Raw genomic sequence first — 23,417 nt, 5'->3', positions numbered from 1 at the left:
CCTGGCCGGACTCCAATTGATCCAGTGAAGGTTCGCGCATGAGTACGCCCACTACCGAAGTGCACAACGCAACGCAGCCGCAGGAGCTGCCCGCCGGCGGTGCAGTCACCAAACAGCTCATCGTGCAGAAGTTCGGTGGGTCCTCCGTGGCGGATGCCGACGGCGTCAAGCGGGTGGCCAAGCGTGTGGTGGACGCCCAGGCTGCGGGCAACGAAGTGGTTGTTGTGGTCTCCGCCATGGGCGACACCACCGATGAACTCCTGGACCTCGCCGGCCAGGTGACCGATTCCGCCCCTGCCCGCGAGATGGACATGCTGCTGTCCGCCGGCGAGCGCATCTCCATGGCCCTGCTGGCCATGGCCATCAACAAGCTCGGTGCCTCCGCGCAGTCCTTCACCGGCTCCCAGGCCGGCATGATCACTGACGGCATCCACGGCAAGGCCCGGATCATCGACGTGGACCCCCACCGCATCCGCACCGCGCTCGACAAGGGAAACATCGCCATCGTCGCGGGCTTCCAGGGCATGAGCCGCGCCACCAACGAGATCACCACCCTTGGCCGCGGCGGCTCCGACACCACTGCCGTCGCCCTCGCAGCGGCACTCGAGGCCGACGTCTGCGAAATCTACACCGACGTGGACGGCATCTACACTGCGGACCCCCGCGTGGTCCCCTCAGCCCAGAAGATCGATACGATCTCCAGCGAGGAAATGCTTGAACTCGCGGCCTCGGGCGCCAAAATCCTGCACCTTCGCTGCGTCGAATACGCGCGCCGGTTCGGCGTCCCGCTGCACGTCCGCTCATCATTCAGCCAGCACGAAGGCACCTGGGTCATCCCCAGCGCCGAAGACAAGATCACCACACAAGAGGGAGTTGCCTTGGAGCAGCCAATCATCTCCGGCGTCGCGCACGACCGTTCCGAAGCCAAGGTCACCGTTGTTGGTGTTCCGGACATCCCCGGCAAGGCAGCCGCCATCTTCCAGGTCATCGCCGACGCCCACTCGAACATCGACATGATCGTGCAGAACGTGTCCACCCACGGCACCGGCCGCACAGATATCTCCTTCACGCTGCCCATCGTGGAAGGTGCCGACGCCCTGGCCGCCCTGCACGCAGCCCAGGAGCAGATCGGTTTCGAGACCATCGAATACAACGAGCAGATCGGCAAGCTGTCCCTGATCGGCGCCGGCATGCGTTCCCACCCGGGCGTTTCCGCCACGTTCTTCAAGGCCCTTTCGGACGCGGGCATCAACATCAACATGATCTCCACCTCGGAGATCCGCATCTCGGTTGTCACCCACGCCGACCTTCTGGATGAGGCCGTACGGGTCATCCACCGGGCCTTCGAGCTGGACAGCGAGAGCGAAGCCACCGTGTACGGCGGCACCGGCCGCTGACGGGTATCCCCTACAGCACAGCTTCAACAACAAAGCGCTGGTGACGGACTGAGTCCGTCATCAGCGCTTTGTTGTTGTCTCCGGCACGGCCGGGTCAGGCCTCTTTCTCGAGGTCTTCGCGGCGTACCGCGTAGTGATGGCCGTCCGTGTCGGTTTCCACCATAAAGTGCGTCAGTTCCTCTTCCGAGGCCTGCTCGAAATCGTCATGCCTGTGCACCACCGGCAGACTCGAGTCCAGCCGGGTGGCGGGGCCAAAGAAGAAGCGGAGCCGGTCCGTGAGGCTCATGAACCCATCAACGAAATGTGCCACTGTTTTCCACCCCCTTCCCGCATGCCGGGGAAAGAGCCATTGAAAGAAAAATGCCCGTGCTCCTGGCAGAGCCAGTGCCCTTATTTTACGCCCGGCGTCCCTAAAAGGACCTCGGGCCGGGAGAACAGGGTGCAGGGGGAAGCGGACCGCGGGACCGGCGCTGCCTTCGGCCGGTCAGCGCAGTGATTTGTCGTCAGGGTTCCGGGGCAGCACGTACGTGCTGCCGTCGGGGCGGGTGATGGTCTCCCATTGCTGGGTTTCAGCCTGGCGCTGGGCGAGGAGCCGGCGGTTTTCGTCCGTCATGTCATGGACCAGGGACGACCGGTTGGCAGGACCAAAAACGGCCCGCAGCTTGCCGGTTGCCCGCATGAACCGCTGCGAGGCGTTTTCTTTACTTCCAGAGTTTGCCTTACCCATGAACCGACTCCTTCCAAGAACCCCTTTTACCAGTACCAGTGTACGCTAATGATTAGTGCACTAACAATTGGAGGTCCGATGAACCCTGGAGCAAGCACCGCAGTGGCCGGCACGGGCACCGCGCAGGACGATGACCTGCTGCTGGAGCATCAGCTGTGCTTCGCCCTTACCGTCGCTTCGCGCAGCGTGGTGGGGGCCTACAGACCCGTGCTGGAGCGGATGAACCTCACCCATCCGCAGTATCTGGTGATGCTGTGCCTCTGGGAATCCAGTCCCCGCACCGTGCGGAACATCAGTGATGCCCTCGCGCAGGAACCTGCCACCATTTCGCCCCTCCTGCGGCGCCTTGAGGCTTCCGGGCTGATCTCCCGACGGCGGGTGGACGGCAATGAGCGCGCCCTCGCCGTTGCCTTGACCCCCGCGGGCGCGGCCCTGCGCCAGGAGGCCCTGAAGGTGCCCGGGACCATGATGGAGCGCCTGGGCCTGACCCGCGAGCAGGTGGGCGAACTGCACGCGTCCATGATGGGCCTCATCGCTGCCACGTCCCAAGGCCAGCAGGCTTAGCCGGGCGCGGGGGCTTCGGCAGTAGAATGGCACCATGACGGACAGGCCCCGGCGCGGGCACCAGGTGCATTCGGGCAAGGCGCATTCAGCAGTACTGCTGTTCGCGGCGCTCCTGCTGCTGCCGGCGTGCACCCCGGACCAGGGCGGCGGAACTCCCGCGGGCAGCCCCTCGGTATCCGGTTCCCCATCGGCATCGCCGGGTCCCACTGCCCCCTCCGGAAGCACCGCCCCGGACGCCGAATCCACCGTTCCGGCTCCCGCACCAGCGCCGGCCACCGGGCCGCCGGCCGGTCCCGGACAGGGCAATGCTGAACTGGCGATCACGCTGAGGCCATCGCCCGGCGAGCCGGAGGTCCACTACACCCTGGTCTGTGTCAACGGCGCTGCTGACGCCGAAAGCAAGCACCCCACGGCCGACGCCGCCTGCGCCGCCCTGAAGAACAATGCTGCCATCGTGGCTTCCCCCGCAGTCCGGACTGACCAGGCATGCACGGAACAATACGGCGGCCCGCAGGAAGCCCAGGTCACCGGCGTGGTGGACGGCGTCCCGGTTGATGACGCGTTCAAACGCACCAACGGCTGCGAAATCGGCTCCTGGGATGCGGCCAAGGACGTTATTGGTGCCGCCGGTGGAGCAGCTTAAGGTCCTCGCGGCGGACGAATGGCGGGTCCGGGAGGAAGCCCACCAGCAGCGCGTCGCCCGCTACGCTGATCCCTACCTTGCCCGGCGCTCTGCCGGGCAAAAGCACCCGGTGGAGGACTTCCTCTTCACCTACTACACCCAGAAACCGGGCCAGCTCCGACGCTGGCATCCGGGTGCCGGCGTCGTCCTTTTGGGCAGTGAAGCGGCTGCCCGCCACGGCTGGAAGCACTACCGGACGCTCGACGACGGCGAGCTTGCCTTCCTGGGGCTGCCTGCGGGCAGTACCGCGGTCACCTTCGACCGGGGCGCTTTCCTTGCCGACCGCAAGGATGCCGTCGCCTTCGCCGGGATTATCCTGCGCGGCACCGCCGCGCGGCCCGCCCAGTTTGGCTGCTTCGGCCTGCACGAGTGGGCCATGGTCTACCACCAGGACCGGTTTGACCTCCGCCACGAGTACCTCCAGCTGCGCCTTGGTCCAGCGGGGACGGACAAGGTGGTGGAGGACAACCGGATCCGCTGCAGCCACTTTGATGCGTTCCGCTTCTACACCCCGGATGCCACCCCGCTCAATGAACTCGCGCCCACCCGGGAAACCCAGCGGCACCTGGAACAGCCGGGGTGCCTGCACGCGAACATGGACCTTTACAAATGGGCCTACAAGCTCCTGCCCGCCCTGCCCAGCGAACTGGTGATGGACTGTTTTGAACTGTCCTGGCGCATCCGCGCCATGGACATGCAGGCATCGCCCTACGACCTTGCGGAATGGGGCTACCCGGCCATTCCCATCGAAACCCCGCAGGGTAAATCCGCTTACGTGGAACACCAGCGTTCCTTTGCGGCCGAGGCAGCCGGGCTTCGCGAACGGCTTGCCGTGGAACTGGCCGCGCTTACAGGGGACGGTCCGGCATGATCGACCTGACCATCAGGCTCCGGGAGACCCCGGACGCAGCCGATTACCTCTTCCGGCTGGTGGCAACCGATGACGGCCCGTCCGCCGAGAGCACCCTGCCCGATCCCGGCGCCGCTTTTGCGGCGGTGGAAAAGCACGGTGAAGCCATCTTCTTTCCGAAGCCCGGACCGCCCAGGCTGTGCACCCAGCAGTACGGCGGGCCGCAGGTTGCCGTGGTCAGCGGGACCTTCCACGGGCGCGCCGTCGAATATGTTTTCACCCGCACTGACGGCTGCGAAATCGCACGGTGGAACGCAATGGCAGCCCTGCTGGGCAGCGCGGGCGGCGCCTGGGGCAACACCCGGATCTAGGAGCGCAAAAGCAGGATCCCGGGCGGTTGAACCGCCGGGATCCTGCTTTTCCTAACGCCCGCGGGTGCTAAACCGCAGGCACGCCGTTGGCGAAGGCTACCTGCGGGGCCCCGGACGGGGCGGCCGAGGCCGCGCCCACCTGGACGTTGACCCAGGTCCTGATGCCGTTTTCACCAAGGCTCAGGCGCGACACGTAAGCCCCTTCGGACAGGCCTGTCCAAGACAGGGTGGCCGAGGTGGCGGTGCCGTTGGGAGCTGCGATCGGGTTCGGGTCCACCGTGAGGTTGCCGGCATCACCGGCAAACGAAACCGCCTGCACCGTTGCGCTGGCCGGTCCGCTGTCCGGGGTGGAATAGAGGTTGGCCACGACGTAGTAGGTTCCGGCCCGCGGCGCCTCAAGGTCCAGGAACTCGCTGGCGGAAGCCGTTGCCACCTGCGTGGCTGTCAGTCCCCCGGCGGCATTCGGTGCGTAAACCACCATGTCCCAGTCCACGGTGTCGGACTGCGCCTGGACGCCCAGCCTGGCGAACGTCGCCCCCGCCGGCACCGTCACCTGGAGCAGTGCGTTGTGCGCATCGTTGGCCTGCGCGTACGCCCCGGGCGTTTTGGTAATGGCGGTCTGGCTCAGCGGAGCCAGTCCTTCCACCCCTACCTTGATGGGGTTATCCGAGCCGGACACCAGCTCCATGGTCCCGCTGCCGGTTCCGGTGGGCGAGGTGAAGGAGAAGGACGGTGCGATCTGTGCGTCCACCGGCCGGACGGCGATCGGCGAACTCACGGTGCGCGGGCCCTTCCAGGTGAGGTGTCCGGTGCTGAACTTTCCTACCGGGGCATTCACGTTCTTGATGGTCAGGGTCACTTCGCGTGTCTGGCCCGCCTTGGCGAAGTTCAGTGCCGCCGGTTCCACCTTGACGTCAAAGCCCGGCAGGTTCATTTCGGGCCGGTACATGCCGGGCACCAGTGCTGTCAGCCGGCGCTTGACCTGGACCTCTCCCACGAGGCTGCCGAGTGCGATGGACGGCAGGTTCAGGTCGCGGGCGGCGATGGTGCCGGCCTGGGGTGCCCCGGTGTCCACGCCCTGGCCGTTGAGGAAGCCCAGCCAGTCCTTGATGCCGGAGTCGTAGACCAGTCCCGGATCCAGGACCCGGCTGGAATCGATGTGCCCTGCGCCGCACTGGAAAGGATCCGTATTCGGCGAGCCGTCGGCATTGACCAGCGGGTAGGCGGTGGTCATCATGGCCGACTTGACCGTGGCAGGGGACCACAGGGGCTCCTTGCTCAGGACCAGGGCACCGAATCCGGCAATGTGCGGGGCAGCCATGGAGGTGCCGGACATAAAGCCGAACTGGGCGCCGTGGTTGCCGATGGTGGAGACGCCCGCGAGGACGTTGACGCCCGGCGCTGCGATGTCCGGCTTCAGCAGGTCGCCGCCTGAGGCAAGGCTGGGCCCCCGGGAGGAGAAACCGGCGATCTGCGGCGCAGGGGCCGGGGGTTCACCGGTCAGGTCTCCCTTGACCAGGCTGACGGTCAGTGCGGGGTTGGCTTCCAGCTTGGACTTCAGTTCCAGGCTCTTGGGGGCGTTCACGTGCACGGTGGGCAGCACGTGGTTGTCCGCGTCTTCGGAGCTGCTGGTGAGGTTCACCAGGATCATTCCGACGCCGCCCTTGTCCTTGACCTCCTGGCTCTTGGCTGTCCTGTCCACTACGCCGCGGTCACAGACCACCACTTTGCCCGCCACCTTCGCGGCATCCAGAGAGCCCGGGCCGCAGAGGTTCGGATTGGCGGCACCCGCGGCGGCCGCGGCTGCCGCGACCACCACCGGCTTGTCCGCCACTTCAGACTTCATGATCGAAGCTCCCCGGTACAGCGAACCATCGGAAACCTTGACCGTTCCCAGCAGCTCGCTGGGGAACGTGGAGGCGGCCACGGTGGTCAGCCACGGCGCGGCGTGGTTGACCGTGGAAACGGCGGGGCCGGAGTTGCCGGCGGAGGCAGAGACGAACACGCCCGCGGCCGCGGCGTTCAGGAAGGCCAGCGACACCGGATCGGTGGTGCTGTTGTTGTTTCCCGAGATGGAGTAGTTCAGGACATCCACGCCGTCCTTGACGGCTGCGTCCACTGCCTCCACCGCTGCGGAAGAGTAGCAGCCGCCGGAATCAGGGTTCGTGTCCTCCCAGCAGACCTTATAGACGGAAACCTTTGCCGCCGGGGCCACCCCGGAGCTCTCGCCGAAGCTGGTGCCGTCGATGACCTGCTCCACGTTGGCGTTGCCGGCCGCTGTTGTGGCGGTGTGGGTGCCGTGGCTGCCCACGTCCACGGGGGAAATGAGTTCCTGCGGGGCCCGGTTCGCCGGCGGCACGAGCTGCAGGAAGGAATCGGCGAAGTACCGTGCCCCGATGACCTTGGAGTTGCACAGCGAGCCGTCGAAGGACGCACCCGTTCCCTGGCCCTTCTGGCACTCGCCCACGAAGGTGGATCCATCGGCCTTGAGCATCGCGATTTTGCCGTCCGCGGTGCGGTAGGGGACGCCCACCTGCGCCTGGCCGCTCAGTGGCGAAACGGGTTCGCCCTGGAGGAAGGGGTTGTCCGGAGCGTAGCCGGAGTCGATGACGCCCACCACAACACCCCTGCCCGCGTTCGCTTCCCCGCCGAACTGTTCGGCCCACATGCCGTCGGGCCCGGTCAGCTTCAGGAAGTCCGTGGTGGTGTAGTCCGGGGCATTCTCCGCATCCGGCGTCACCGCCAGGACCTTCTTGTCCCTGGACAGCTCCATGGCCTGCCCCGCAGTCAGTTGGGCACTGAAGCCGTTGAGGGCAGCGGTGAACTGCTTTTGCGGCGTGACACCCTGGCTGGCGGCGACGTCCCGCTGCTCCTTGCGGAGGTGCGCGTCATAGGCCTTGTAGCCGGCACTTCCGGTATCCAGCTTGCGGCCATCCTGCGGCCTGGTGGGCGCCAGTCCCGGGGTCTCACCCTCGTAGGCGGCGGCCGCTGCACCTGCGAGGACAACGATGTAGCGGCCGTCCGTGAACTCAGCAGCGGCCGCGTTCCTGGCGGGGGTTGCCATGTCCTGGCCGGCAGGCGCCGCGGTGGCGGGGCTGGCGGCCATCGGGGTGAGGAGAAGCGGCAAACCCACGGCCAGCGCCGCAGCCTTCCGGAATCCGCCGCCCCGCAAGGGACTCTTTCCAGTAGATCTCACGTGCAACCCTTTCACGAGGTACCGGCCCAGCCACGGTTGGGGGCCAGAAACGACTGGCTTGGGACACGAAAGTTACAGGTCTTGTCATTTTCGTGACACCAGCCGTTTCAAAGGGTACAGACTGATAGCCAAATATGACATAGGACACAAAAGCGAACTTGCGCCTGTCACTGCCGTCCCCGAACAGGACGGAGGGGAGGAAAAATGGCGCTCCTGCGGGCACCCCGGACAACGTCACGCGGGCTGCGGTGCCGGCTACTGCCGGGGCGTCCTGACCACTTCGCTGATCCATTGCCTGGTCTTTTCATCCATCGGCCCGGCAACCCGGTTCTCCCGGGCGAACCGGTCGGCTTTGATCTTCTGCAGGACCATCCGTCCCAGTCCGGCGAACACTGCGGCGGCGACCACCGGCAACAGCACGGATCTCGATTTCTCAGCCATTCAGCAATCCTAGTGACCCCGCCGTTACAACTCCAGAACCACTTCCAACGGGCTGCTGCCCGCTCCTCCAAGCCCACCGCCAATATGCTGTCCACGGCGCGAAGGGCGGCAGGACTTGCACGAATACAGGGTGGGGCGCTCCGGCCGGTAGAATGGTCTGGCAAGCTCGCGGAGCGCCCGTCCACCAAGTCCAACAAAGTGTCCCCAACACACCCCGGTACGGCGTGAGACGGCACCACTCCGCTGCGCCCATACCCAAGCTCACGCACAGGAGTTACCGGATGCCCCGGATCGTTGTTGACGTTATGCCCAAGCCCGAGATTCTGGACCCGCAGGGGAAGGCTATCGTCGGCGCCCTGCCCCGGCTGGGCTTCACCAGCTTCAGCGCTGTCCGCCAGGGCAAGCGTTTTGAACTGACCGTCGACGGCGAGGTGACCGAGGAGATCCTGGCCCAGGCACGCGATGCCGCAGAGACCCTCCTGTCCAACCCCGTGATCGAGGACGTCGTCAACGTCGAGGTCGTCGAGGCCTGACATGACTGAACTTCCCCTGATCGGCGAGGCCATCGCTGTCGCCGCCGAACCGCGCCTCGCAGGGGCACGCGTCGGCGTCGTCACGTTCCCGGGCACCCTCGATGACCGCGACGCAGCCCGCGCCGTCCGCCTTGCCGGCGGCACCGCCGTCGAACTCTGGCACGCTGACACGGAACTTGGCGACGTGGACGCCGTCGTCATTCCCGGCGGTTTCTCCTACGGCGACTACCTCCGCGCCGGAGCCATTGCCCGCTTCGCACCCCTGATGTCAAAGATCATCGACGCCGCCAACAGCGACGCCAGGCTGCCCGTGCTCGGTATCTGCAACGGCTTCCAGATCCTCACCGAATCGCACCTGCTGCCCGGTTCGATGATCAAGAACGACCACCTGAAATTCATGTGCCGCGACCAGGTCCTGCGCGTCGAGAACAGCAACACCGCATGGACGCTGGACTACCAGGCGGGCCAGGAAATCACTGTGCCGCTGAAGAACCAGGACGGCCAGTACATCGCGGACGAGAAGACCCTGGACGCGCTGGAGGCCGAGGGCCGCGTGGTGTTCCGCTACGTCGGCTTCAACCCGAACGGCTCCCGCCGCGACATCGCCGGCATCTCGAATGCCGCGGGCAACGTGGTGGGCCTGATGCCGCACCCCGAGCACGCTGTGGAGGCCGGCTTCGGCCCCGAATCGCTGGATGGCGTCGGCGGGTCCGACACCGACGGCCTCGGCTTCTTCACCTCCGTTTTGACCAAGATTGTGGGAGGCGACAAGTGAGCATCGAAACCACCAAGAAGTTCAATATCGACACTGTCGAGAACGCTGCGAAGACCCCGGACACGGAGCTGCCCTGGGCCGAGCTGGGTCTGAAGCAGAACGAGTTCGACGAGATCGTCAAGGTCCTGGGCCGCCGCCCCACCGGCGCCGAACTCGCCATGTACTCCGTCATGTGGAGCGAGCACTGCTCCTACAAGTCCTCCAAGAACCACCTGCGCCAGTTCGGCGAGAAGGTGACCCCGGAGATGAAGAAGGACATGCTGGTGGGCATCGGCGAAAATGCCGGCGTGACCAACCTGGGGGACGGCTGGGCCGTGACCTTCAAGATCGAATCGCACAACTCGCCGTCGTTCGTTGAGCCCTACCAGGGCGCCGCCACCGGCATCGGCGGCATTGTCCGCGACATCATCTCCATGGGCGCCCGCCCCGTCGCCGTGATGGATCCGCTGCGCTTTGGCGCGATCGACCACCCGGACACCGCCCGCGTGATGCACGGCGCGGTTGCCGGCATCGGCGGCTACGGCAACTCGCTGGGCCTGCCGAACATCGGCGGCGAAATGGTGTTCGACTCCGTTTACCAGGGCAACCCGCTGGTCAACGCCCTCGCAGTGGGCGTGATGCGCCACGAGGACATCCGCCTCGCGAACGCTTCCGGCAAGGGCAACAAGGTGGTCTTGTTCGGTGCGCGCACCGGCGGTGACGGCATCGGCGGCGCCTCCGTGCTGGCCTCTGAGTCCTTCGATGACACCAAGCCCTCCAAGCGCCCTGCGGTGCAGGTGGGCGACCCCTTCGCCGAGAAGGTCCTGATCGAGTGCTGCCTGGAGCTCTTCAAGGGCTCCCTGGTGGAAGGCATCCAGGACCTCGGCGCCGCCGGCATCTCCTGCGCCACCTCCGAACTCGCATCAAATGGCGACGGCGGCATGCAGGTTGAGCTGACCTCCGTGCTGCTGCGCGACCCCACGCTGACCCCGGGCGAAATTCTGATGTCCGAGTCGCAGGAACGCATGATGGCCGTTGTCACCCCGGAGAACGTCGCCGCGTTCGAAGCCGTGATGGACAAGTGGGCCGTTGAGTACGCCTGGCTGGGCGAGGTGACCGACACCGGCCGCCTCATTATCACCTGGGAGGGCGAGGTGATTGTCGACGTCGATCCGCGCACCGTGGCACACGACGGCCCGGTCTACGACCGCCCGTTCGCCCGTCCGGAGTGGCAGGACGCCGTCCAGGCTGACACCTTCACCGGTTCCGTGCAGGACGCCGGGCGGCCCTCGGCTCCGGCCGAGCTCGCCAAGGCCGTCACCGAACTGGTGGCATCGCCGAACATGTGCTCCAAGTCCTGGATCACCAACCAGTACGACCGGTACGTGGGCGGCAATACGTCCATGGCGTTCCCGGACGACGCCGGCGTGGTCCGCGTGGATGAGGAAACCGGCCTGGGCGTTGCCCTCGCCACCGACGCCAACGGCCGCTACACCTACCTCGACCCCTACCACGGCGCGCAGCTGGCGCTGGCCGAGGCCTACCGGAACGTCGCCACCTCCGGCGCGGTGCCCATGGCCGTCAGCGACTGCCTGAACTTCGGCTCCCCCGAGGACCCGGATGTGATGTGGCAGCTTGCCGAGGCCATCCGCGGCCTGTCCGATGCCTGCAAGGTGCTCGGCGTTCCGGTCACCGGCGGCAACGTCTCGCTGTACAACCAGACCGGCACCACGCCGATCCACCCCTCCCCCGTAGTGGCAGTCCTGGGCAAGCTCGACGACGTTGCCCGGCGGACGCCGTCGGGCTGGCGTGAGGACGGCCAGGCGATCTACCTGCTGGGCACCACGGCTGCCGAGCTGGATGGTTCCGAGTGGGCCAACATGCGCGGCCACCTGGGCGGGCAGCCGCCCAGGGTTGACCTCGACGCCGAACGTGCACTGGGCGAGATCCTGATCAACGCATCCCGTGACGGCATGATCGATTCCGCCCACGACCTCTCCGAGGGCGGCCTCGCCGCTGCCCTGGTGGAGTCCTCGCTGCGTTACGGCGTGGGTGCCCGGATCGCCCTCCAGGATGTCCTGGACCGGGACGGCGTGGACCTGTTCACGGCGCTCTTCTCGGAATCCCAGGGCCGTGCCGTGGTGGGCGTGCCCCGGTCCGAGGAAGTGCGCTTCACGGACATGTGCACCGCCCGCGGCTTCGCCCACACCCGCATCGGTGTGGTGGACGCGGCCAGCGGCACCCTGGAGATCAACGGCGTGGAGAGCCTGTCCCTGGACGCCCTCCGCGAAGCCCACGAAGGGACCCTGCCGAAGTACTTCGGCTGACCTTTCCTGCACCAACGCGGGGTCACTTTCCGCCCATGATCCCCTTGGGATGGGCGGAAAATGACCCCGCGTTGGTGTTTTAATCCTCGCTGTGGAGCTCCCGCTGCCGGGCACTGAGCAGCTCGATTTCGGGGCGCCCGGCCACCAGGCGTTCGACGGCGGCCAGCACCTCCACGAGGTGCGCCCGGTCCGCTGCCACGAGGCCGGCGCCCAGCCGGGTGCGCCGGTACTGGTCGTGGTCCCCCACCTCAGCGACTGAGACGTCGAAGCGGCGCTTGATTTCAGCGATGAGGGGCCTGACCACGGACCGTTTCTCCTTCAGGCTCTGCACGTCGCCCAGGAGGATGTCGAACTCGATCCAGCCGATCCACATAGGCCCGGCCCTTCCTATTCGATGGTGAGCTCGCCCATCCGGTCCCAGGCGTCGCCGTCGAGCTGGCGGCTGATGATCCGGGGTGTTTCGGCCAGAGCCTGGGGCATGTCCTTCATGGCCTGCTGGAAGTGGGCGCTGTTGACGTGGTCGCCGGCGGCATCGTCCTTAAAGGCTTCCACCAGGACGTACTCATTCGGGTCATCGAGGCTGCGGGACCAGTCGAACCAGAGGTTGCCCGGCTCCTTGCGGGTGGCCTCGGTGAAGTCGGCCACCAGGGCGGGCCAGCGCTCCGACCATTCCGGCTTGACCTTGAATTTGACGACGATAAAAATCACGGGCGTAGTCCTTCCGCTGCGAGTTGGCGTGCCCCTTCAATGTACCGGGACGTGACGTGGCGCTGCGCCGCACGGGTCACCAGTCCGCCAGCCGCGTAAAACCAGTTGCCGGGTTTGCTGAATGCGCGGATCCGCAACACCACCGCGGCGTCGCCGTTGATCATCGCTTCAAAGGATTCCTCACCGCGCGCAGGGTGCCCGGGCAGTGTTCCGTAGCCAAATCCAGTGGACTGCGGCACGTCGGTCGGCAGTGGTTCGTGGACCCAGACCACCTCACAGGGTGCGTTCAGCCGGAAAGGTCCGACGCCGAATCCGCTCGCCACCCGCGCCCCGGTTACGGCCGTTGCTGAACCCGTGCGGACCCGCAGGCCCGCCCGCCGCTGCAGTTCCCATCCGAGAATCCCTGCGGCCACCCGGCGGTAAACGGCGAAGCCGGTGCCGAGCTGGACCTCTTCCAGGACACTGGCATACCCCGCCGGGGCAACCCCGTGCTCCGTGCCGCCGATGCCGGGGTAGTCCAGCTGCCCGGCCCCTCCGGCCTTCACTGGCCGGCGCCCCGGGAGTCCGCCAGGCGGGCCCAGCCCAGCTGCGCCTGCTGCTTCCTGCTCAAACCGGCCACCACCAGGTCGTAGGAGTCCTCCACCATGTCCCTGACCATGCTGTCCGGAAGCGTTCCGTCCAGGCGGACCCCGTTCCAGTGCGTTTTGTTCATGTGCCAGGCACCTGTGATCTCCGGGTGCGCGGCGCGGAGCTGCACGGCCAGGGTCGGCTCGCACTTGAGGTTCACGTAGAAGTCCCGGACATCCAGCGATGACAGTGCGAAGAGCTTGGCTTCATGCCCGGCGCCACCTGCGATGCTGGCCCGGACCTTGAATACGGCAGTTTCCGGCCCGAACGGGTAATCCTCATACGCGCCGGGAAACGCGAGGCAGATCTTCTTCAGTGCAGCAGGGTCCATGCAGGAAGCCTATAAAGCCGGCTGCCGCGGTGCTAGTCTGCGAGGATGTCACACGATCAGGGGGCTATTCCTGTTCTGGACCTGGGCAGGGCACGGCAGGCAGACGGTTCCTTCAGCCCGGACTTCATTGAGCAGTTGCGCCACGCGACGCACCATGTGGGTTTCTTTCAGGTCACCGGCTACGGCGCCTCCCCGGGCCAGCCTGAGCGCCTGCTGGACCTTCTCAGGCGGTTCTTCTCCTTGCCGCTGGAGGAGCGGATGAAGCTGGACAACCGGCTCTCACCGCATTTCCGCGGCTACACGCGGATGGGCACTGAGGTTACCCAGGGAAGGGCGGATGCACGCGAGCAGATCGACTACTCACCGGACCGCGAGCCGGTTACTGACTACCCGGAGGACGAGCCGTACTGGCTGCTCCAGGGCCCGAACCTTTGGCCGGATGAGTCCTTTCCGGAACTCAAAGCGGCAGCCATGGAGTGGGCGGAGCTGATGTCCCGGATAGGAACGGAGCTGCTCCGGGCCATCGCTGTCTCGCTGAAACTGCCGGAAAACTACTTCGATGAGCCGTTCCACGGTTCCCCCGCCTGGATGGGAAAGCTGGTTCATTACGTGGGCGGTGTTGTGGAAGCTGCCGGCGACCAGGGCGTGGGCTCCCACGCGGACTACGGTTTTGTCACCCTCCTGCTGCAGGACGACGTCGGCGGACTGGAGGTTCTTCCGCCCGGGGCAACTGCATGGGAGCCTGTGAAGCCGATACCCGGAGCCCTGGTGGTCAACCTGGGCGAGATGCTCGAAGTCGCTACAGAGGGCTACCTCGTGGCCACGATCCATCGGGTCCAGGCACCGCCCCCGGGCGTGGACCGGTACTCGGTCCCGTTCTTCTGGTCGCCGCGGCTCGACGCCGTCATCGACCCCGTTCCGCTGCCGCCCGAACTGAAGGCCGAAGCGAGGGGCATTTCGGACGATCCCGCCAACCCGCTCCTGGCATCTTTTGGGATGAACATGCTCAAAGGCAGGATGCGGGCGCACCCCGACGTCACGGAACGGTACTACCCGGACCTCCTGAAACGCTCCGGCTGACGCCAGGTCAGAGATTGTATTTCCAGGCCTGCTGGGCAGGGCAGGTGTCCATCACAACGTCCAGCCCGGCCGCTTTCGCCCGTTCCGCCGCTTCCTCGTCAATCACGCCAAGCTGCAGCCACACCGCTTTCGCCCCCACGGCGATGGCCTGGTCAACCACGGCCCCCACCTTCTGCGAGTTCACAAAGCAGTCCACGACGTCGATGGGATGCTTTTCGGGTGGAATGTCACCCAGGGTGCGGTAACCCTCTTCCCCGTGCACCGGATCTCCCGGCAGGTTCACGGGAATGATCTCCATCCCCAGCCGGTCCCGGATGAACAACGAAGTATCGTACGCCGCACGCCACTCATTGGTGGTCAAACCGACGATGGCCCATCGCCCTTTGGTTCGCATGAGGCGTTCGATGACTGCAGGATCGTTGGCGTGTCCCATGCCCCCAGCTTACGCCCAGCCCCCCGGACGCCTTCTGCCGAACATTACGATGACACGGAAGGATTACACCCGGGATGAACGAATATTACGCGCCGACAGCCTGCATTTGGGATCTCGCATTCATTTAGGTCTAGTTGGAGGTGACCATCCCGAGCGGCAGAGAGACCTGGATCTGTGACGCCGCAGCAACCCTGGTCACCAGAGGCCTCCCGGGCTCCGGTGACAGCAAGGACACGGCCACAGTGTCCGGAGCTGACCACTCCGACGAGGGCCGGATCCTGCCGGGTGCTACTGCCAGGACCGATGGAGTGATCCGATGACTACAGTTCTGCCCTCCCGGCCTGCCGGGACTGCCCCCGGCCATGCTGCTGCATTGCCGTTGTCCTTCCGTGGCCTGCAGCGTTCCTTCGGTGCCGGGGCCACCGCGCACACCGTACTGCGGGACGTGACATTCGACGTAGCAGCGGGCGAAGTCCTGGCCATCCTTGGGCCGTCCGGCTGCGGCAAATCCACCTTGTTGCGGGCCGCGGCCGGACTCGATTCGCCGAGTGCAGGCTCGGTGGTGATCGAGGATACCGCCGTGCAGGGCATCGACGCCCGCTGCGCCTTCGCCTTCCAGGAACCCCGCCTGCTGCCGTGGCACACCCTCCAGGCCAACATTGCCATCGGCCTGCCCGCCGGCTGCAGCGCCAAAGAGGGCAAGGCCAAGGTGGCGCGCCTGCTGGAACTCGTGGGCCTGGAGAATTTTGCCAAGCACCGCCCCCGTGAGGTGTCCGGCGGCATGGCGCAGCGGGCGTCGCTCGCCCGCGCCCTGGCCCGGAACCCCGGCGTCCTGCTCCTCGATGAACCTTTTGGCGCACTGGACGCGTTGACCCGGATCCGGATGCAGGACCTGCTCCTGGACGTCCATCGGGTGGAACCGGCCACTGTCCTGCTGGTGACCCACGACGTGGATGAGGCGCTCCAGCTTGCGGACCGGATCATCGTCCTGGGCAACGACGGCGGCGGCCCCGGGGCCACGATCGTCCGGACCGTCGAGGTCCCCGGCAGCCGCCCCAGGGACCGCGCCTCCGCGGAACTGGCACACCTGCGCGGTTCGCTGCTGCAGACCCTGGGCGTGGACGCGCACTGACCTCCCGCCGTCGGCCTCCTGTCCCGCAGCCTGCCCGCCGCCGGTTCACCTGATCCACCCACCACTCGTTGGCCCATCACCATAAAGGAAAACCATGCCGTACACACGTCCCATCACCCGCCGCTCGCTCCTTGGCGCAGCAGCCGTGGCCGCTTCCGCTGCCCTGGTCCTGACCGGTTGCGTCGCAGGTGAAGGGTCCTCAGGCGGCGCGGGCCAGGCCGGCGGCAGCAACGGCGGCACCTTGAACATCGACTTCGCCACCTACAACCCCCTGAGCCTGGTCATCAAGGACCAGGGGTGGCTGGAGGCCAGCCTCAAGGAGCAGGGCGTCACCGTCAACTGGGTCCAGTCCGCGGGCTCCAACAAAGCCAATGAAGCCCTCCGCTCCGGCGCCATCGACGTCGGATCCACTGCGGGGTCCGCCGCCCTGCTGGCCCGCGCCAACGGGTCTGAAATCAAGACCATCGACATCTTTTCCCAGCCCGAGTGGGCAGCCCTGGTGGCACCCGCGGGCTCGGACATCGCGTCCGTGGCGGACCTCAAGGGCAAGTCCGTGGCCGCCACCAAGGGCACCGACCCCTACTTCTTCCTCCTCCAGGCCCTGGAGCAGGCGGGACTGAAGCCCGGTGACGTGACGGTCCAGAACCTGCAGCACGCCGACGGCCGCACGGCCCTGGAAAACGGCTCGGTCCAGGCCTGGTCCGGGCTTGACCCGATCATGGCAGGGGCTGAGCAGAAGGGCGCCAAGCTCTTCTACCGCAACCTGGACTTCAACACCTACGGCTTCCTCAACGCCACCGAATCCTTCCTGAAGGACAAGCCGGAACTGGCGCAGGCCGTGGTGAACGCCTACGAGAAGGCCCGCGCCTGGGCGGCAGAGAACCCGGACCAAACAGCACAGATCCTGGCCGACGTCGCCGGCCTGGACCTCGCCGTAGCCAAGACCGTGGTCCTGGAGCGCAGCAACCTTGACGTCAGCCCGGTCCCGGGCGACGCGCAGCGCAAAGTACTGGAGAAGATCGGCCCCACCTTCGTGGAAACCGGAGACGTCAAGACGCAGAAGCAGATTGACGACGCCGTGGCCTCCCTTCTCGACGACTCGCTGGTGAAGAAGGCTGACCCGTCAGCCATTAAGGCTTCCTGATGAGCAGTCAGGGAGATTCCTCCGCCACCGGCAGCAGTGTTGCGGATGGGCGTGCTGCAGCCGCTCCCGCAACCGCGGCAGACGCCGCCCAGCCGGGTGCCGGCACGGCACCTGCTCCGGCACCGGGATGGTCTCCCGCCGGAGTCCGCTCCAGGAACTGGGCGCGTCTGCCCCTTGGCCTCATCATCCCGGCAGCCCTGCTGGCAGCCTGGCAGCTGGCTTCCTCCGGCGGCCTGTTCACCGTGGTCCAACTGCCCCCGCCGGCCATGGTTCTCTCCGCCGCCGGTGAACTCCTCGAACGCGGCGAACTTGGCACCCACATCGCCATCTCCACCCAGCGGGTCCTGATCGGATTCCTGGTGGGAGCTGCCCTGGGCCTGATCCTGGGCGCCACCGTGGGACTGTCCAAACTGGCCGATGCCCTGCTGGCACCCACGATAGGTGCACTGCGTGCCGTGCCGTCACTGGCGTGGGTGCCGCTGCTCATCCTGTGGATGAAGATCGGCGAGGACTCCAAGGTCACGCTCATCATCATCGGCGCCTTCTTCCCGGTGTTCACCACGGTGTCCCTGGCGCTGCGCCATGTGGACCGCAACCTGGTGGAGGCGGCCCGGGCTTTCGGCCTCAAAGGGGTCCGGCTGCTGACCACCGTGCAGCTGCCCGCCGTGGTGCCGGCAGTCTTCTCCGGGCTGCGCCTGGCCCTTGCCCAGGCCTGGTTGTTCCTGGTGGCCGCCGAACTGATCGCTTCCTCGATGGGACTGGGCTTCCTGCTGATCGACTCCCAGAACAACGGCCGCACCGACCGGCTGCTCCTGGCCATCGTGATGCTGGCCGTGATTGGAAAAATTACCGACGCCCTGTTGGGCCTGGCAGAAAAGTGGGCGGTGAAACGATGGGCTTGAGCACCACCGAAACGTTGGACCTGAACGCAGGGGTCCGCCCGGACAACGTTGCCTTCTGGGAGAAGCAGGCGCTGCGCCTGGACTGGGACACCGCCTGGCACACCGCACACCGCTGGGTTCCGGCAGACCCGGAAGCGGGCCGGGGCCCGGAGATCACCTGGTTTGAGGGCGGCAAACTCAACGTGGCCGTCAACTGCGTGGACCGCCACGTTACCGCCGGCCGGGGCGACAAGGTGGCCCTGCACTTTGAAGGCGAGCCCGGCGACCGCCGGTCAATCACCTACGCCGAACTCCAGCGCGAGGTGTCCAAGGCGGCCAATGCCCTCCTGGCCTTGGGCATCGGCAAGGGGGACCGCGTGGTCATCTACCTGCCCGTCATCCCCGAAACCATCATCATCACCCTCGCCGTGGCCCGCATCGGCGCCATCCACTCCCTGGTGTTTGGCGGCTTCTCGGCAGAAGCACTGAAGTTCCGGGTGGAGGACACCCGCGCCAAGCTGCTGGTCACCACCGACGGCCAGTTCCGCCGCGGAGCGGCCGTCCCGGTGAAGGACAACGCTGACGCCGCCGTGTCCGGTGACAACGCCGTCGAGCACGTGCTGGTGGTCAACCGCACCACCCCGTCGGCCGAACTGGCGACCGTCCCGATGACAGAGGGCCGCGATCTCTGGTGGCACGAGGTTGTGGGCTCCGCCCCGGACGTCCATGAGCCGGAGGCGTTCGACGCCGAGACACCGCTGTTCATCATGTATACGTCGGGAACCACTGGTAAGCCCAAGGGCCTGGTGCACACGTCCGGCGGCTACCTGACCCAGGCGTCGTGGAGCTTCGAGCACTTGTTCAGCAACCCGGATCCGGCCCTGCGGGACAAGGACGTGCACTGGTGCACCGCGGACCTGGCCTGGGTCACGGCGCACACCTACGAGATTTACGGACCGCTCTCCAACGGCGTGACCCAGGTGATCTTCGAGGGCACGCCCAATACGCCGCATCCGGGCCGGCACTTCGAGATCATCGAACGCTACGGCGTCACGCAGTACTACACCGCCCCCACCCTGGTGCGCTCCCTGATGGGCTGGTTCCCGGACGGCGTGCCGGACACCTACGACCTCTCCTCGATCCGCCTGCTGGGGACCGTTGGCGAGGCCGTCAACCCGGAGGCCTGGCGCTGGCTGCGGGAGAACGTGGGCGCGGGCACCGCACCCGTCGTGGACACGTGGTGGCAGTCCGAGACGGGCGCCACCATCCTCTCCCCGGCACCCACGGACACCAGTTTCAAGCCGGGGTGCGCGGCACGTCCCCTTCCCGGCGTCAGCGCCCGCGTGGTGGACGACGCCGGCAATACGGTTGCGCCCGGCGTCCAGGGATACATCGTGGTTGACTCTCCGGGGCCCGCCATTGCGCGCACCGTCTGGAGCAACCCGCGGCGCTACTTCGATTCCTATTGGAGCAAGTACGCGCTCCAGGGCTGGTTCCTGGCCGGCGACGGCGCGAAGTACGACTCCGACGGCGACATCTGGATCCTGGGCCGGGTGGACGACACCCTGAACGTCTCAGGCCACCTGCTCTCCACCATCGAAATCGAATCCGCCCTGGTCTCGCACCCGGACGTGGTGGAAGCCGGCGTCTGTCCGGTAGCGGACCCGAAAACCGGGCACGCAGTGGTGTCCTTTGTCGTCCTTAAAACAGACGCCCACGCCCGCGGTGCCGCGGATGTGGGCGAAGAGCTACGGCAGCACGTGGCCAGGGAGATCGGCCCCATTGCCAAACCGCGCGACGTCGTGGTGGTTCCTGATGTTCCCAAGACGCGCAGCGGCAAGATCATGCGCCGGCTGCTCACCCAACTGTTCGAAGGTACCGCGCTGGGCGATACCACCTCCCTCCAGAACGAGCCGGCCATCGCCGGCATCCAGGCAGTCCTGCACCAGCGGGCCCTAGCAAAGGAAGATTCATGACCGAGATCAGCAATGTTGCCCGGCTCTCCGAACCGCTCAAGTTCGCGTACTGGGTGCCCAACGTCTCCGGTGGCCTGGTGGTTTCCACCATTGAACAGCGCACCGGCTGGGACTTCGACTACAACAAGAAACTGGCCCGCATCGCCGAGCAGTCAGGCTTCGAATACGCCCTGACGCAGACCCGCTACGCCGCCTCCTACGGAGCGGACAAGCAGCACGAGGCCACTTCCTTCAGCCTTGCCCTGCTGGCTGCCACCGAGCGGCTCAAGGTGATCGCCGCGGTCCACCCCGGCATGTGGCACCCCGGCGTGCTGGCGAAGTACATCATCACCGCTGACCACATCTCCAACGGCCGCGCCGCCGTCAACATCGTCTCCGGCTGGCTGAAGAACGAGTTCACCAATTTCGGCCTGGAATGGCTGGAACACGACGAGCGCTACGTCCGCACCGAGGAATTCATCAACGTGCTGCGCGGCCTGTGGACCGAGCAGGAGTACAGCCAGTCCGGCAAGTACTACAACATCACCGACTTCACCCTGAACCCCGCCCCGGTGGACGTCCCCGGCCGCGCCCACCCGGAGATCTTCTTCGGCGGCAACTCGACGGCGGCACAGGCCACCGCGGGCCGCGTGGCGGACTGGTACTTCTCCAACGGCAAGGACCTGGAGGGCTTCAAGGAGAACATCGCCGGGGTTGTCGCCTCAGCCGGCGAGGCCCGCCGCGGCACCGAAGGGCAGCTCGCCGCTCCGAGGTTCGGCCTCAACGGGTTTGTCATCGCCCGCGACTCGGAGAAGGAGGCCCGGGACACCCTGCGGGAAATCGTTGAGAAGGCACACAAGCCCGCGGTCCAGGGCTTCCGTGACGCGGTGCAGGAAGCCGGCGCTTCCACCAAGGACGGCAAGGGCATGTGGGCGGATTCCACGTTCGAGGACCTGATCCAGTACAACGACGGCTTCAAGACCCAGCTGATCGGCACCCCGGAGCAGATCGCTGAGCGGATCGTGGAGTACAAGAAGATCGGCGTGAACCTGTTCCTCACCTGCTACCTGCATTTCCAGGAGGAGGTGGCGGCGTTCGGCCGGGACATCCTGCCGATCGTGCGTGAACTGGAAGCGGACCTGGCACGGAAGAACGGCACGGAACTCGATCTTTCACAGACCCCGGTTGCCGCTGAGGCGGTGGCTGTCTGATGGCTGACCGCACCTTCGGATTCCGTACCCGCGCCCTGCACGCCGGCGGCACCCCCGACGCCGAACACGGCGCCCGCGCCGTCCCGATCTACCAGACCACGTCTTTTGTCTTCAAGGACACCAACGACGCCGCCAACCTGTTCGCCCTGCAGAAGTACGGCAACATCTACTCCCGGATCGGCAACCCAACCGTGGCCGCATTCGAGGAGCGCATCGCATCCCTTGAGGGCGGCATTGGAGCGGTTGCAACGTCGTCGGGCATGGCCGCTGAGTTCATCACTTTCGCCGCACTGACGCAGGCGGGAGACCACATCGTGGCCGCTTCCCAGCTGTACGGCGGTACGGTGACGCAGCTGGACGTAACCCTCCGGCGCTTCGGGGTGGACACTACCTTCGTCCCCGGCACCGACCCCGCCGACTATGCCGCGGCCGTGCGGGACAACACCAAGGCGATTTTCGTGGAGGTGGTGGCCAACCCGTCGTCGGAGGTCCAGGACCTGGCGGCGCTGGCAAAGGTGGCGCACGACGCCGGCATCCCCCTGGTGGTCGACGCCACCTTGAGCACGCCGTACCTCGTGCGGCCCATCGAGCACGGCGCGGACATCGTGATCCACTCCGCCACCAAGTTCCTCGGCGGCCACGGGACCACCCTTGGCGGCGTGGTGGTGGAGAGCGGGCGCTTCAACTGGGGCAACGGAAAATTCCCCACCATGACCGAGCCCGTGGCTTCCTACGGCAACGTCTCCTGGTGGGGCAACTTCGGTGAATACGGTTTCCTCACCAAGCTCCGCAGCGAGCAGTTGCGCGATATCGGCCCGGCCCTGTCGCCGCAGTCCGCGTTCCAGCTGCTCCAGGGTGTGGAAACCCTGCCGCAGCGGCTGGACGAGCACCTGAAGAATGCCCGGGCCGTGGCCGAATGGCTGGAAAACGATGACAGGGTGGCGTACGTCAACTACTCCGGCCTGCCCTCGCACCCGCACTTTGAAAGGGCGCGGAAGTACCTGCCGCTGGGACCCGGATCGGTCTTCTCCTTCGGGGTCAAGGGCGGGCGTGCTGCCGGCCAGAAGTTCATCGAATCCCTGCAACTGGCCTCGCACCTTGCCAACGTGGGCGACTCCCGGACGCTGGTGATCCACCCTGGCTCCACCACCCACCAGCAATTGAGCGACGAACAGCTGGAGTCCGCAGGTGTGCCGGAGGACCTGGTCCGTATTTCGGTGGGCCTGGAGGACCTCGATGACATCCTGTGGGACCTGGACCAGGCACTGACGGAGGCCGCGGAGCTTTCCGCCAGCCCGGCTGCCGGCCCGTCCTCCGCCACGGAAGCCTGCACGATTGGAGTAAACGCATGAACACCGCCGAACGCACCTGGGCCGGCCCGTCCGCGCCCGAGCGCCTGGGCCTGCTCCGGCAGGCCACGTCCATTGCCATCGTGGGCGCCTCGGACAAGCCCTCGCGTGCCAGCTACTTCGTAGCCACGTACCTGCTGTCCTCCACCCGGTACAGGGTGTACTTCGTCAACCCCGTGGTCAGGGAAATCCTGGGCCGGCCCACGTACGCTTCACTGGCGGACCTGCCGGAGAGCCCGGACATCGTTGATGTGTTCCGCAAGCATGACGACCTGCCGGGCGTACTCGATGAAGCAGTGGCTGCCGGGGCAAAAACCCTCTGGCTGCAGCTGGGGTCCTGGCATGAAGGGGTGGCGGCGGACGCGGAAGCTGCGGGGCTGAACGTGGTCATGGACCGCTGCGTCAAGATTGAACACGCCCGCTTCCACGGTGGACTCCACCTCGCCGGTTTCGATACCGGGGTGATTTCCTCCAAGCGGCAGGTTATGGCCTGACCGCCCCGCCTACCGCTTAGCCAGGCCCTGCCAAGGGGTCCGGGGAAGCGCCGTGCCCGCCGGTCCCCCGCACTTGCCCTCTCCGGCTTCCCGGGCCGCCACGCGTTGCTGTTGCGCCAGGTGTTCCGGCCCCGGAAGTGAAAGAGCCGGCCTGGAACGTGATGGGGGACAAGTTCCAGGCCGGCGCTACATAAGCGTAATCGCTCCGGGCACGCCGAGGGTTACGCCCT

25 protein-coding genes are annotated in these 23,417 nt (G+C 66.4%); 16 read left to right on the top strand and 9 right to left on the bottom strand.

Going from position 1 to position 23,417, the window contains the following annotated elements:
• Nucleotides 1-38: 38 nt before the first annotated feature.
• The gene (locus tag BACI348_RS03785) at nucleotides 39-1,397 is read left to right on the top strand and encodes an aspartate kinase (protein WP_159824020.1); all 1,359 of its coding nucleotides are present in this window, start codon (nucleotides 39-41) and stop codon (nucleotides 1,395-1,397) included.
• A gap of 94 nt (nucleotides 1,398-1,491) precedes the next feature.
• On the opposite strand, the gene BACI348_RS03780 is transcribed toward BACI348_RS03785, so the two are convergent.
• Both BACI348_RS03780 and BACI348_RS03775 read right to left on the bottom strand, forming a co-directional pair.
• A complete protein-coding gene (locus tag BACI348_RS03780; RefSeq protein WP_159824019.1) occupies nucleotides 1,492-1,707 on the bottom strand; it encodes a hypothetical protein in 216 nt (71 codons plus the stop codon).
• A gap of 174 nt (nucleotides 1,708-1,881) precedes the next feature.
• Nucleotides 1,882-2,124: a hypothetical protein gene (locus BACI348_RS03775; RefSeq protein ID WP_159824018.1), complete on the bottom strand. Its 243-nt coding sequence runs from the start codon at nucleotides 2,122-2,124 to the stop codon at nucleotides 1,882-1,884.
• A gap of 78 nt (nucleotides 2,125-2,202) precedes the next feature.
• On the opposite strand from BACI348_RS03775, the gene BACI348_RS03770 reads away from it, so the two are divergent.
• From BACI348_RS03770 to BACI348_RS03755, 4 genes are read left to right on the top strand one after another with little or no spacing between them, the layout of a single operon-like run.
• A complete protein-coding gene (locus BACI348_RS03770) occupies nucleotides 2,203-2,688 on the top strand; it encodes a MarR family winged helix-turn-helix transcriptional regulator (protein WP_159824017.1) in 486 nt (161 codons plus the stop codon).
• A gap of 34 nt (nucleotides 2,689-2,722) precedes the next feature.
• Nucleotides 2,723-3,331, top strand: a complete 609-nt coding sequence (locus tag BACI348_RS03765) for an SSI family serine proteinase inhibitor (protein ID WP_159824016.1) — start codon at nucleotides 2,723-2,725, stop codon at nucleotides 3,329-3,331.
• Entirely contained in the window at nucleotides 3,309-4,241 is a 933-nt protein-coding gene (locus tag BACI348_RS03760) for a 3-methyladenine DNA glycosylase (RefSeq protein ID WP_159824015.1), read from the top strand. Before BACI348_RS03765 ends, BACI348_RS03760 begins: the two co-directional genes overlap by 23 nt.
• Complete coding sequence (locus BACI348_RS03755; RefSeq protein WP_159824014.1) at nucleotides 4,238-4,591, top strand: subtilase-type protease inhibitor; 354 nt, start codon at nucleotides 4,238-4,240, stop codon at nucleotides 4,589-4,591. Before BACI348_RS03760 ends, BACI348_RS03755 begins: the two co-directional genes overlap by 4 nt.
• 67 nt (nucleotides 4,592-4,658) lie before the next feature.
• On the opposite strand, the gene BACI348_RS03750 is transcribed toward BACI348_RS03755, so the two are convergent.
• Both BACI348_RS03750 and BACI348_RS03745 read right to left on the bottom strand, forming a co-directional pair.
• Nucleotides 4,659-7,763 (bottom strand): S8 family serine peptidase, encoded by a 3,105-nt coding sequence (locus BACI348_RS03750; RefSeq protein ID WP_159829753.1) that lies wholly within the window; start codon nucleotides 7,761-7,763, stop codon nucleotides 4,659-4,661.
• 279 nt (nucleotides 7,764-8,042) lie between these two features.
• Nucleotides 8,043-8,228, bottom strand: coding sequence for a hypothetical protein (locus BACI348_RS03745; protein WP_159824013.1), 186 nt, complete (start codon nucleotides 8,226-8,228; stop codon nucleotides 8,043-8,045).
• 281 nt (nucleotides 8,229-8,509) lie between these two features.
• On the opposite strand from BACI348_RS03745, the gene purS reads away from it, so the two are divergent.
• Genes purS through purL form a run of 3 tightly spaced genes read left to right on the top strand, consistent with a single transcriptional unit; the run spans nucleotide 8,510 to nucleotide 11,842 of the window.
• The gene (gene purS, locus BACI348_RS03740; protein WP_159824012.1) at nucleotides 8,510-8,761 is read left to right on the top strand and encodes a phosphoribosylformylglycinamidine synthase subunit PurS; all 252 of its coding nucleotides are present in this window, start codon (nucleotides 8,510-8,512) and stop codon (nucleotides 8,759-8,761) included.
• Nucleotide 8,762: 1 nt separating this feature from the next.
• The gene (gene purQ, locus BACI348_RS03735; protein WP_159824011.1) at nucleotides 8,763-9,536 is read left to right on the top strand and encodes a phosphoribosylformylglycinamidine synthase subunit PurQ; all 774 of its coding nucleotides are present in this window, start codon (nucleotides 8,763-8,765) and stop codon (nucleotides 9,534-9,536) included.
• Complete coding sequence (gene purL, locus BACI348_RS03730) at nucleotides 9,533-11,842, top strand: phosphoribosylformylglycinamidine synthase subunit PurL (protein ID WP_159824010.1); 2,310 nt, start codon at nucleotides 9,533-9,535, stop codon at nucleotides 11,840-11,842. The genes purQ and purL overlap by 4 nt, the downstream gene beginning before the upstream one ends.
• Before the next feature lie 79 nt (nucleotides 11,843-11,921).
• Here purL and BACI348_RS03725 read toward each other — a convergent pair whose 3' ends face one another.
• The 4 genes from BACI348_RS03725 to BACI348_RS03710 are packed head-to-tail and all read right to left on the bottom strand — an operon-like array spanning nucleotide 11,922 to nucleotide 13,508.
• Nucleotides 11,922-12,215: a DUF503 domain-containing protein gene (locus BACI348_RS03725; RefSeq protein ID WP_159824009.1), complete on the bottom strand. Its 294-nt coding sequence runs from the start codon at nucleotides 12,213-12,215 to the stop codon at nucleotides 11,922-11,924.
• A gap of 14 nt (nucleotides 12,216-12,229) precedes the next feature.
• Complete coding sequence (locus BACI348_RS03720) at nucleotides 12,230-12,550, bottom strand: putative quinol monooxygenase (RefSeq protein ID WP_159824008.1); 321 nt, start codon at nucleotides 12,548-12,550, stop codon at nucleotides 12,230-12,232.
• A complete protein-coding gene (locus BACI348_RS03715; RefSeq protein ID WP_159824007.1) occupies nucleotides 12,547-13,095 on the bottom strand; it encodes a DUF1990 domain-containing protein in 549 nt (182 codons plus the stop codon). The genes BACI348_RS03720 and BACI348_RS03715 overlap by 4 nt, the downstream gene beginning before the upstream one ends.
• Nucleotides 13,092-13,508, bottom strand: coding sequence for an MmcQ/YjbR family DNA-binding protein (locus BACI348_RS03710; protein WP_159824006.1), 417 nt, complete (start codon nucleotides 13,506-13,508; stop codon nucleotides 13,092-13,094). The genes BACI348_RS03715 and BACI348_RS03710 overlap by 4 nt, the downstream gene beginning before the upstream one ends.
• A gap of 45 nt (nucleotides 13,509-13,553) precedes the next feature.
• On the opposite strand from BACI348_RS03710, the gene BACI348_RS03705 reads away from it, so the two are divergent.
• Entirely contained in the window at nucleotides 13,554-14,588 is a 1,035-nt protein-coding gene (locus tag BACI348_RS03705; RefSeq protein ID WP_159824005.1) for an isopenicillin N synthase family dioxygenase, read from the top strand.
• Between the two features lie 7 nt (nucleotides 14,589-14,595).
• Here the strand turns inward: BACI348_RS03705 and BACI348_RS03700 are convergent, their stop codons facing one another.
• Nucleotides 14,596-15,021, bottom strand: coding sequence for a CoA-binding protein (locus BACI348_RS03700; protein WP_159824004.1), 426 nt, complete (start codon nucleotides 15,019-15,021; stop codon nucleotides 14,596-14,598).
• Between the two features lie 316 nt (nucleotides 15,022-15,337).
• On the opposite strand from BACI348_RS03700, the gene BACI348_RS03695 reads away from it, so the two are divergent.
• The 7 genes from BACI348_RS03695 to BACI348_RS03665 all read left to right on the top strand — a co-directional run bounded on the left by BACI348_RS03695 (nucleotide 15,338) and on the right by BACI348_RS03665 (nucleotide 23,187).
• Entirely contained in the window at nucleotides 15,338-16,153 is an 816-nt protein-coding gene (locus tag BACI348_RS03695) for an ABC transporter ATP-binding protein (RefSeq protein ID WP_159824003.1), read from the top strand.
• A 94-nt stretch (nucleotides 16,154-16,247) separates the two neighbouring features.
• Complete coding sequence (locus BACI348_RS03690) at nucleotides 16,248-17,297, top strand: aliphatic sulfonate ABC transporter substrate-binding protein (protein ID WP_159824002.1); 1,050 nt, start codon at nucleotides 16,248-16,250, stop codon at nucleotides 17,295-17,297.
• Complete coding sequence (locus tag BACI348_RS03685; protein WP_159824001.1) at nucleotides 17,297-18,199, top strand: ABC transporter permease; 903 nt, start codon at nucleotides 17,297-17,299, stop codon at nucleotides 18,197-18,199. Before BACI348_RS03690 ends, BACI348_RS03685 begins: the two co-directional genes overlap by 1 nt.
• Nucleotides 18,190-20,154 (top strand): acetate--CoA ligase, encoded by a 1,965-nt coding sequence (gene acs, locus BACI348_RS03680; RefSeq protein WP_159829751.1) that lies wholly within the window; start codon nucleotides 18,190-18,192, stop codon nucleotides 20,152-20,154. Before BACI348_RS03685 ends, acs begins: the two co-directional genes overlap by 10 nt.
• Nucleotides 20,151-21,344, top strand: a complete 1,194-nt coding sequence (gene sfnG, locus BACI348_RS03675; protein WP_159824000.1) for a dimethylsulfone monooxygenase SfnG — start codon at nucleotides 20,151-20,153, stop codon at nucleotides 21,342-21,344. The genes acs and sfnG overlap by 4 nt, the downstream gene beginning before the upstream one ends.
• Nucleotides 21,344-22,696 carry an O-acetylhomoserine aminocarboxypropyltransferase/cysteine synthase family protein gene (locus BACI348_RS03670; RefSeq protein WP_159823999.1) on the top strand — a complete coding sequence of 451 codons (1,353 nt, stop codon included), beginning with the start codon at nucleotides 21,344-21,346 and terminating at the stop codon, nucleotides 22,694-22,696. Before sfnG ends, BACI348_RS03670 begins: the two co-directional genes overlap by 1 nt.
• Nucleotides 22,693-23,187, top strand: a complete 495-nt coding sequence (locus tag BACI348_RS03665; RefSeq protein WP_159823998.1) for a CoA-binding protein — start codon at nucleotides 22,693-22,695, stop codon at nucleotides 23,185-23,187. Before BACI348_RS03670 ends, BACI348_RS03665 begins: the two co-directional genes overlap by 4 nt.
• The last annotated feature ends 230 nt before the right edge of the window (nucleotides 23,188-23,417 follow it).

Origin of the sequence: Arthrobacter sp. 9AX, assembly GCF_902506095.1 — a bacterium.
Taxonomy (GTDB): domain Bacteria; phylum Actinomycetota; class Actinomycetes; order Actinomycetales; family Micrococcaceae; genus Arthrobacter.
This window is presented reverse-complemented; position numbering and strand designations above follow the sequence as displayed.

What these genes read in the sequence shown, in the direction of transcription:
- BACI348_RS03765 (WP_159824016.1), top strand. Translation starts at nt 2,723, where the DNA reads ATGACGGACAGGCCCCGGCGCGGGCACCAGGTGCATTCGGGCAAGGCG.
- BACI348_RS03700 (WP_159824004.1), bottom strand. Translation starts at nt 15,021, where the DNA reads ATGGGACACGCCAACGATCCTGCAGTCATCGAACGCCTCATGCGAACC.
- BACI348_RS03725 (WP_159824009.1), bottom strand. Translation starts at nt 12,215, where the DNA reads ATGTGGATCGGCTGGATCGAGTTCGACATCCTCCTGGGCGACGTGCAG.
- BACI348_RS03745 (WP_159824013.1), bottom strand. Translation starts at nt 8,228, where the DNA reads ATGGCTGAGAAATCGAGATCCGTGCTGTTGCCGGTGGTCGCCGCCGCA.
- BACI348_RS03770 (WP_159824017.1), top strand. Translation starts at nt 2,203, where the DNA reads ATGAACCCTGGAGCAAGCACCGCAGTGGCCGGCACGGGCACCGCGCAG.
- BACI348_RS03775 (WP_159824018.1), bottom strand. Translation starts at nt 2,124, where the DNA reads ATGGGTAAGGCAAACTCTGGAAGTAAAGAAAACGCCTCGCAGCGGTTC.
- BACI348_RS03710 (WP_159824006.1), bottom strand. Translation starts at nt 13,508, where the DNA reads ATGGACCCTGCTGCACTGAAGAAGATCTGCCTCGCGTTTCCCGGCGCG.
- BACI348_RS03785 (WP_159824020.1), top strand. Translation starts at nt 39, where the DNA reads ATGAGTACGCCCACTACCGAAGTGCACAACGCAACGCAGCCGCAGGAG.
- BACI348_RS03690 (WP_159824002.1), top strand. Translation starts at nt 16,248, where the DNA reads ATGCCGTACACACGTCCCATCACCCGCCGCTCGCTCCTTGGCGCAGCA.
- sfnG (WP_159824000.1), top strand. Translation starts at nt 20,151, where the DNA reads ATGACCGAGATCAGCAATGTTGCCCGGCTCTCCGAACCGCTCAAGTTC.
- BACI348_RS03670 (WP_159823999.1), top strand. Translation starts at nt 21,344, where the DNA reads ATGGCTGACCGCACCTTCGGATTCCGTACCCGCGCCCTGCACGCCGGC.
- BACI348_RS03755 (WP_159824014.1), top strand. Translation starts at nt 4,238, where the DNA reads ATGATCGACCTGACCATCAGGCTCCGGGAGACCCCGGACGCAGCCGAT.
- BACI348_RS03665 (WP_159823998.1), top strand. Translation starts at nt 22,693, where the DNA reads ATGAACACCGCCGAACGCACCTGGGCCGGCCCGTCCGCGCCCGAGCGC.
- BACI348_RS03705 (WP_159824005.1), top strand. Translation starts at nt 13,554, where the DNA reads ATGTCACACGATCAGGGGGCTATTCCTGTTCTGGACCTGGGCAGGGCA.
- BACI348_RS03695 (WP_159824003.1), top strand. Translation starts at nt 15,338, where the DNA reads ATGACTACAGTTCTGCCCTCCCGGCCTGCCGGGACTGCCCCCGGCCAT.
- BACI348_RS03685 (WP_159824001.1), top strand. Translation starts at nt 17,297, where the DNA reads ATGAGCAGTCAGGGAGATTCCTCCGCCACCGGCAGCAGTGTTGCGGAT.
- purS (WP_159824012.1), top strand. Translation starts at nt 8,510, where the DNA reads ATGCCCCGGATCGTTGTTGACGTTATGCCCAAGCCCGAGATTCTGGAC.
- acs (WP_159829751.1), top strand. Translation starts at nt 18,190, where the DNA reads ATGGGCTTGAGCACCACCGAAACGTTGGACCTGAACGCAGGGGTCCGC.
- purQ (WP_159824011.1), top strand. Translation starts at nt 8,763, where the DNA reads ATGACTGAACTTCCCCTGATCGGCGAGGCCATCGCTGTCGCCGCCGAA.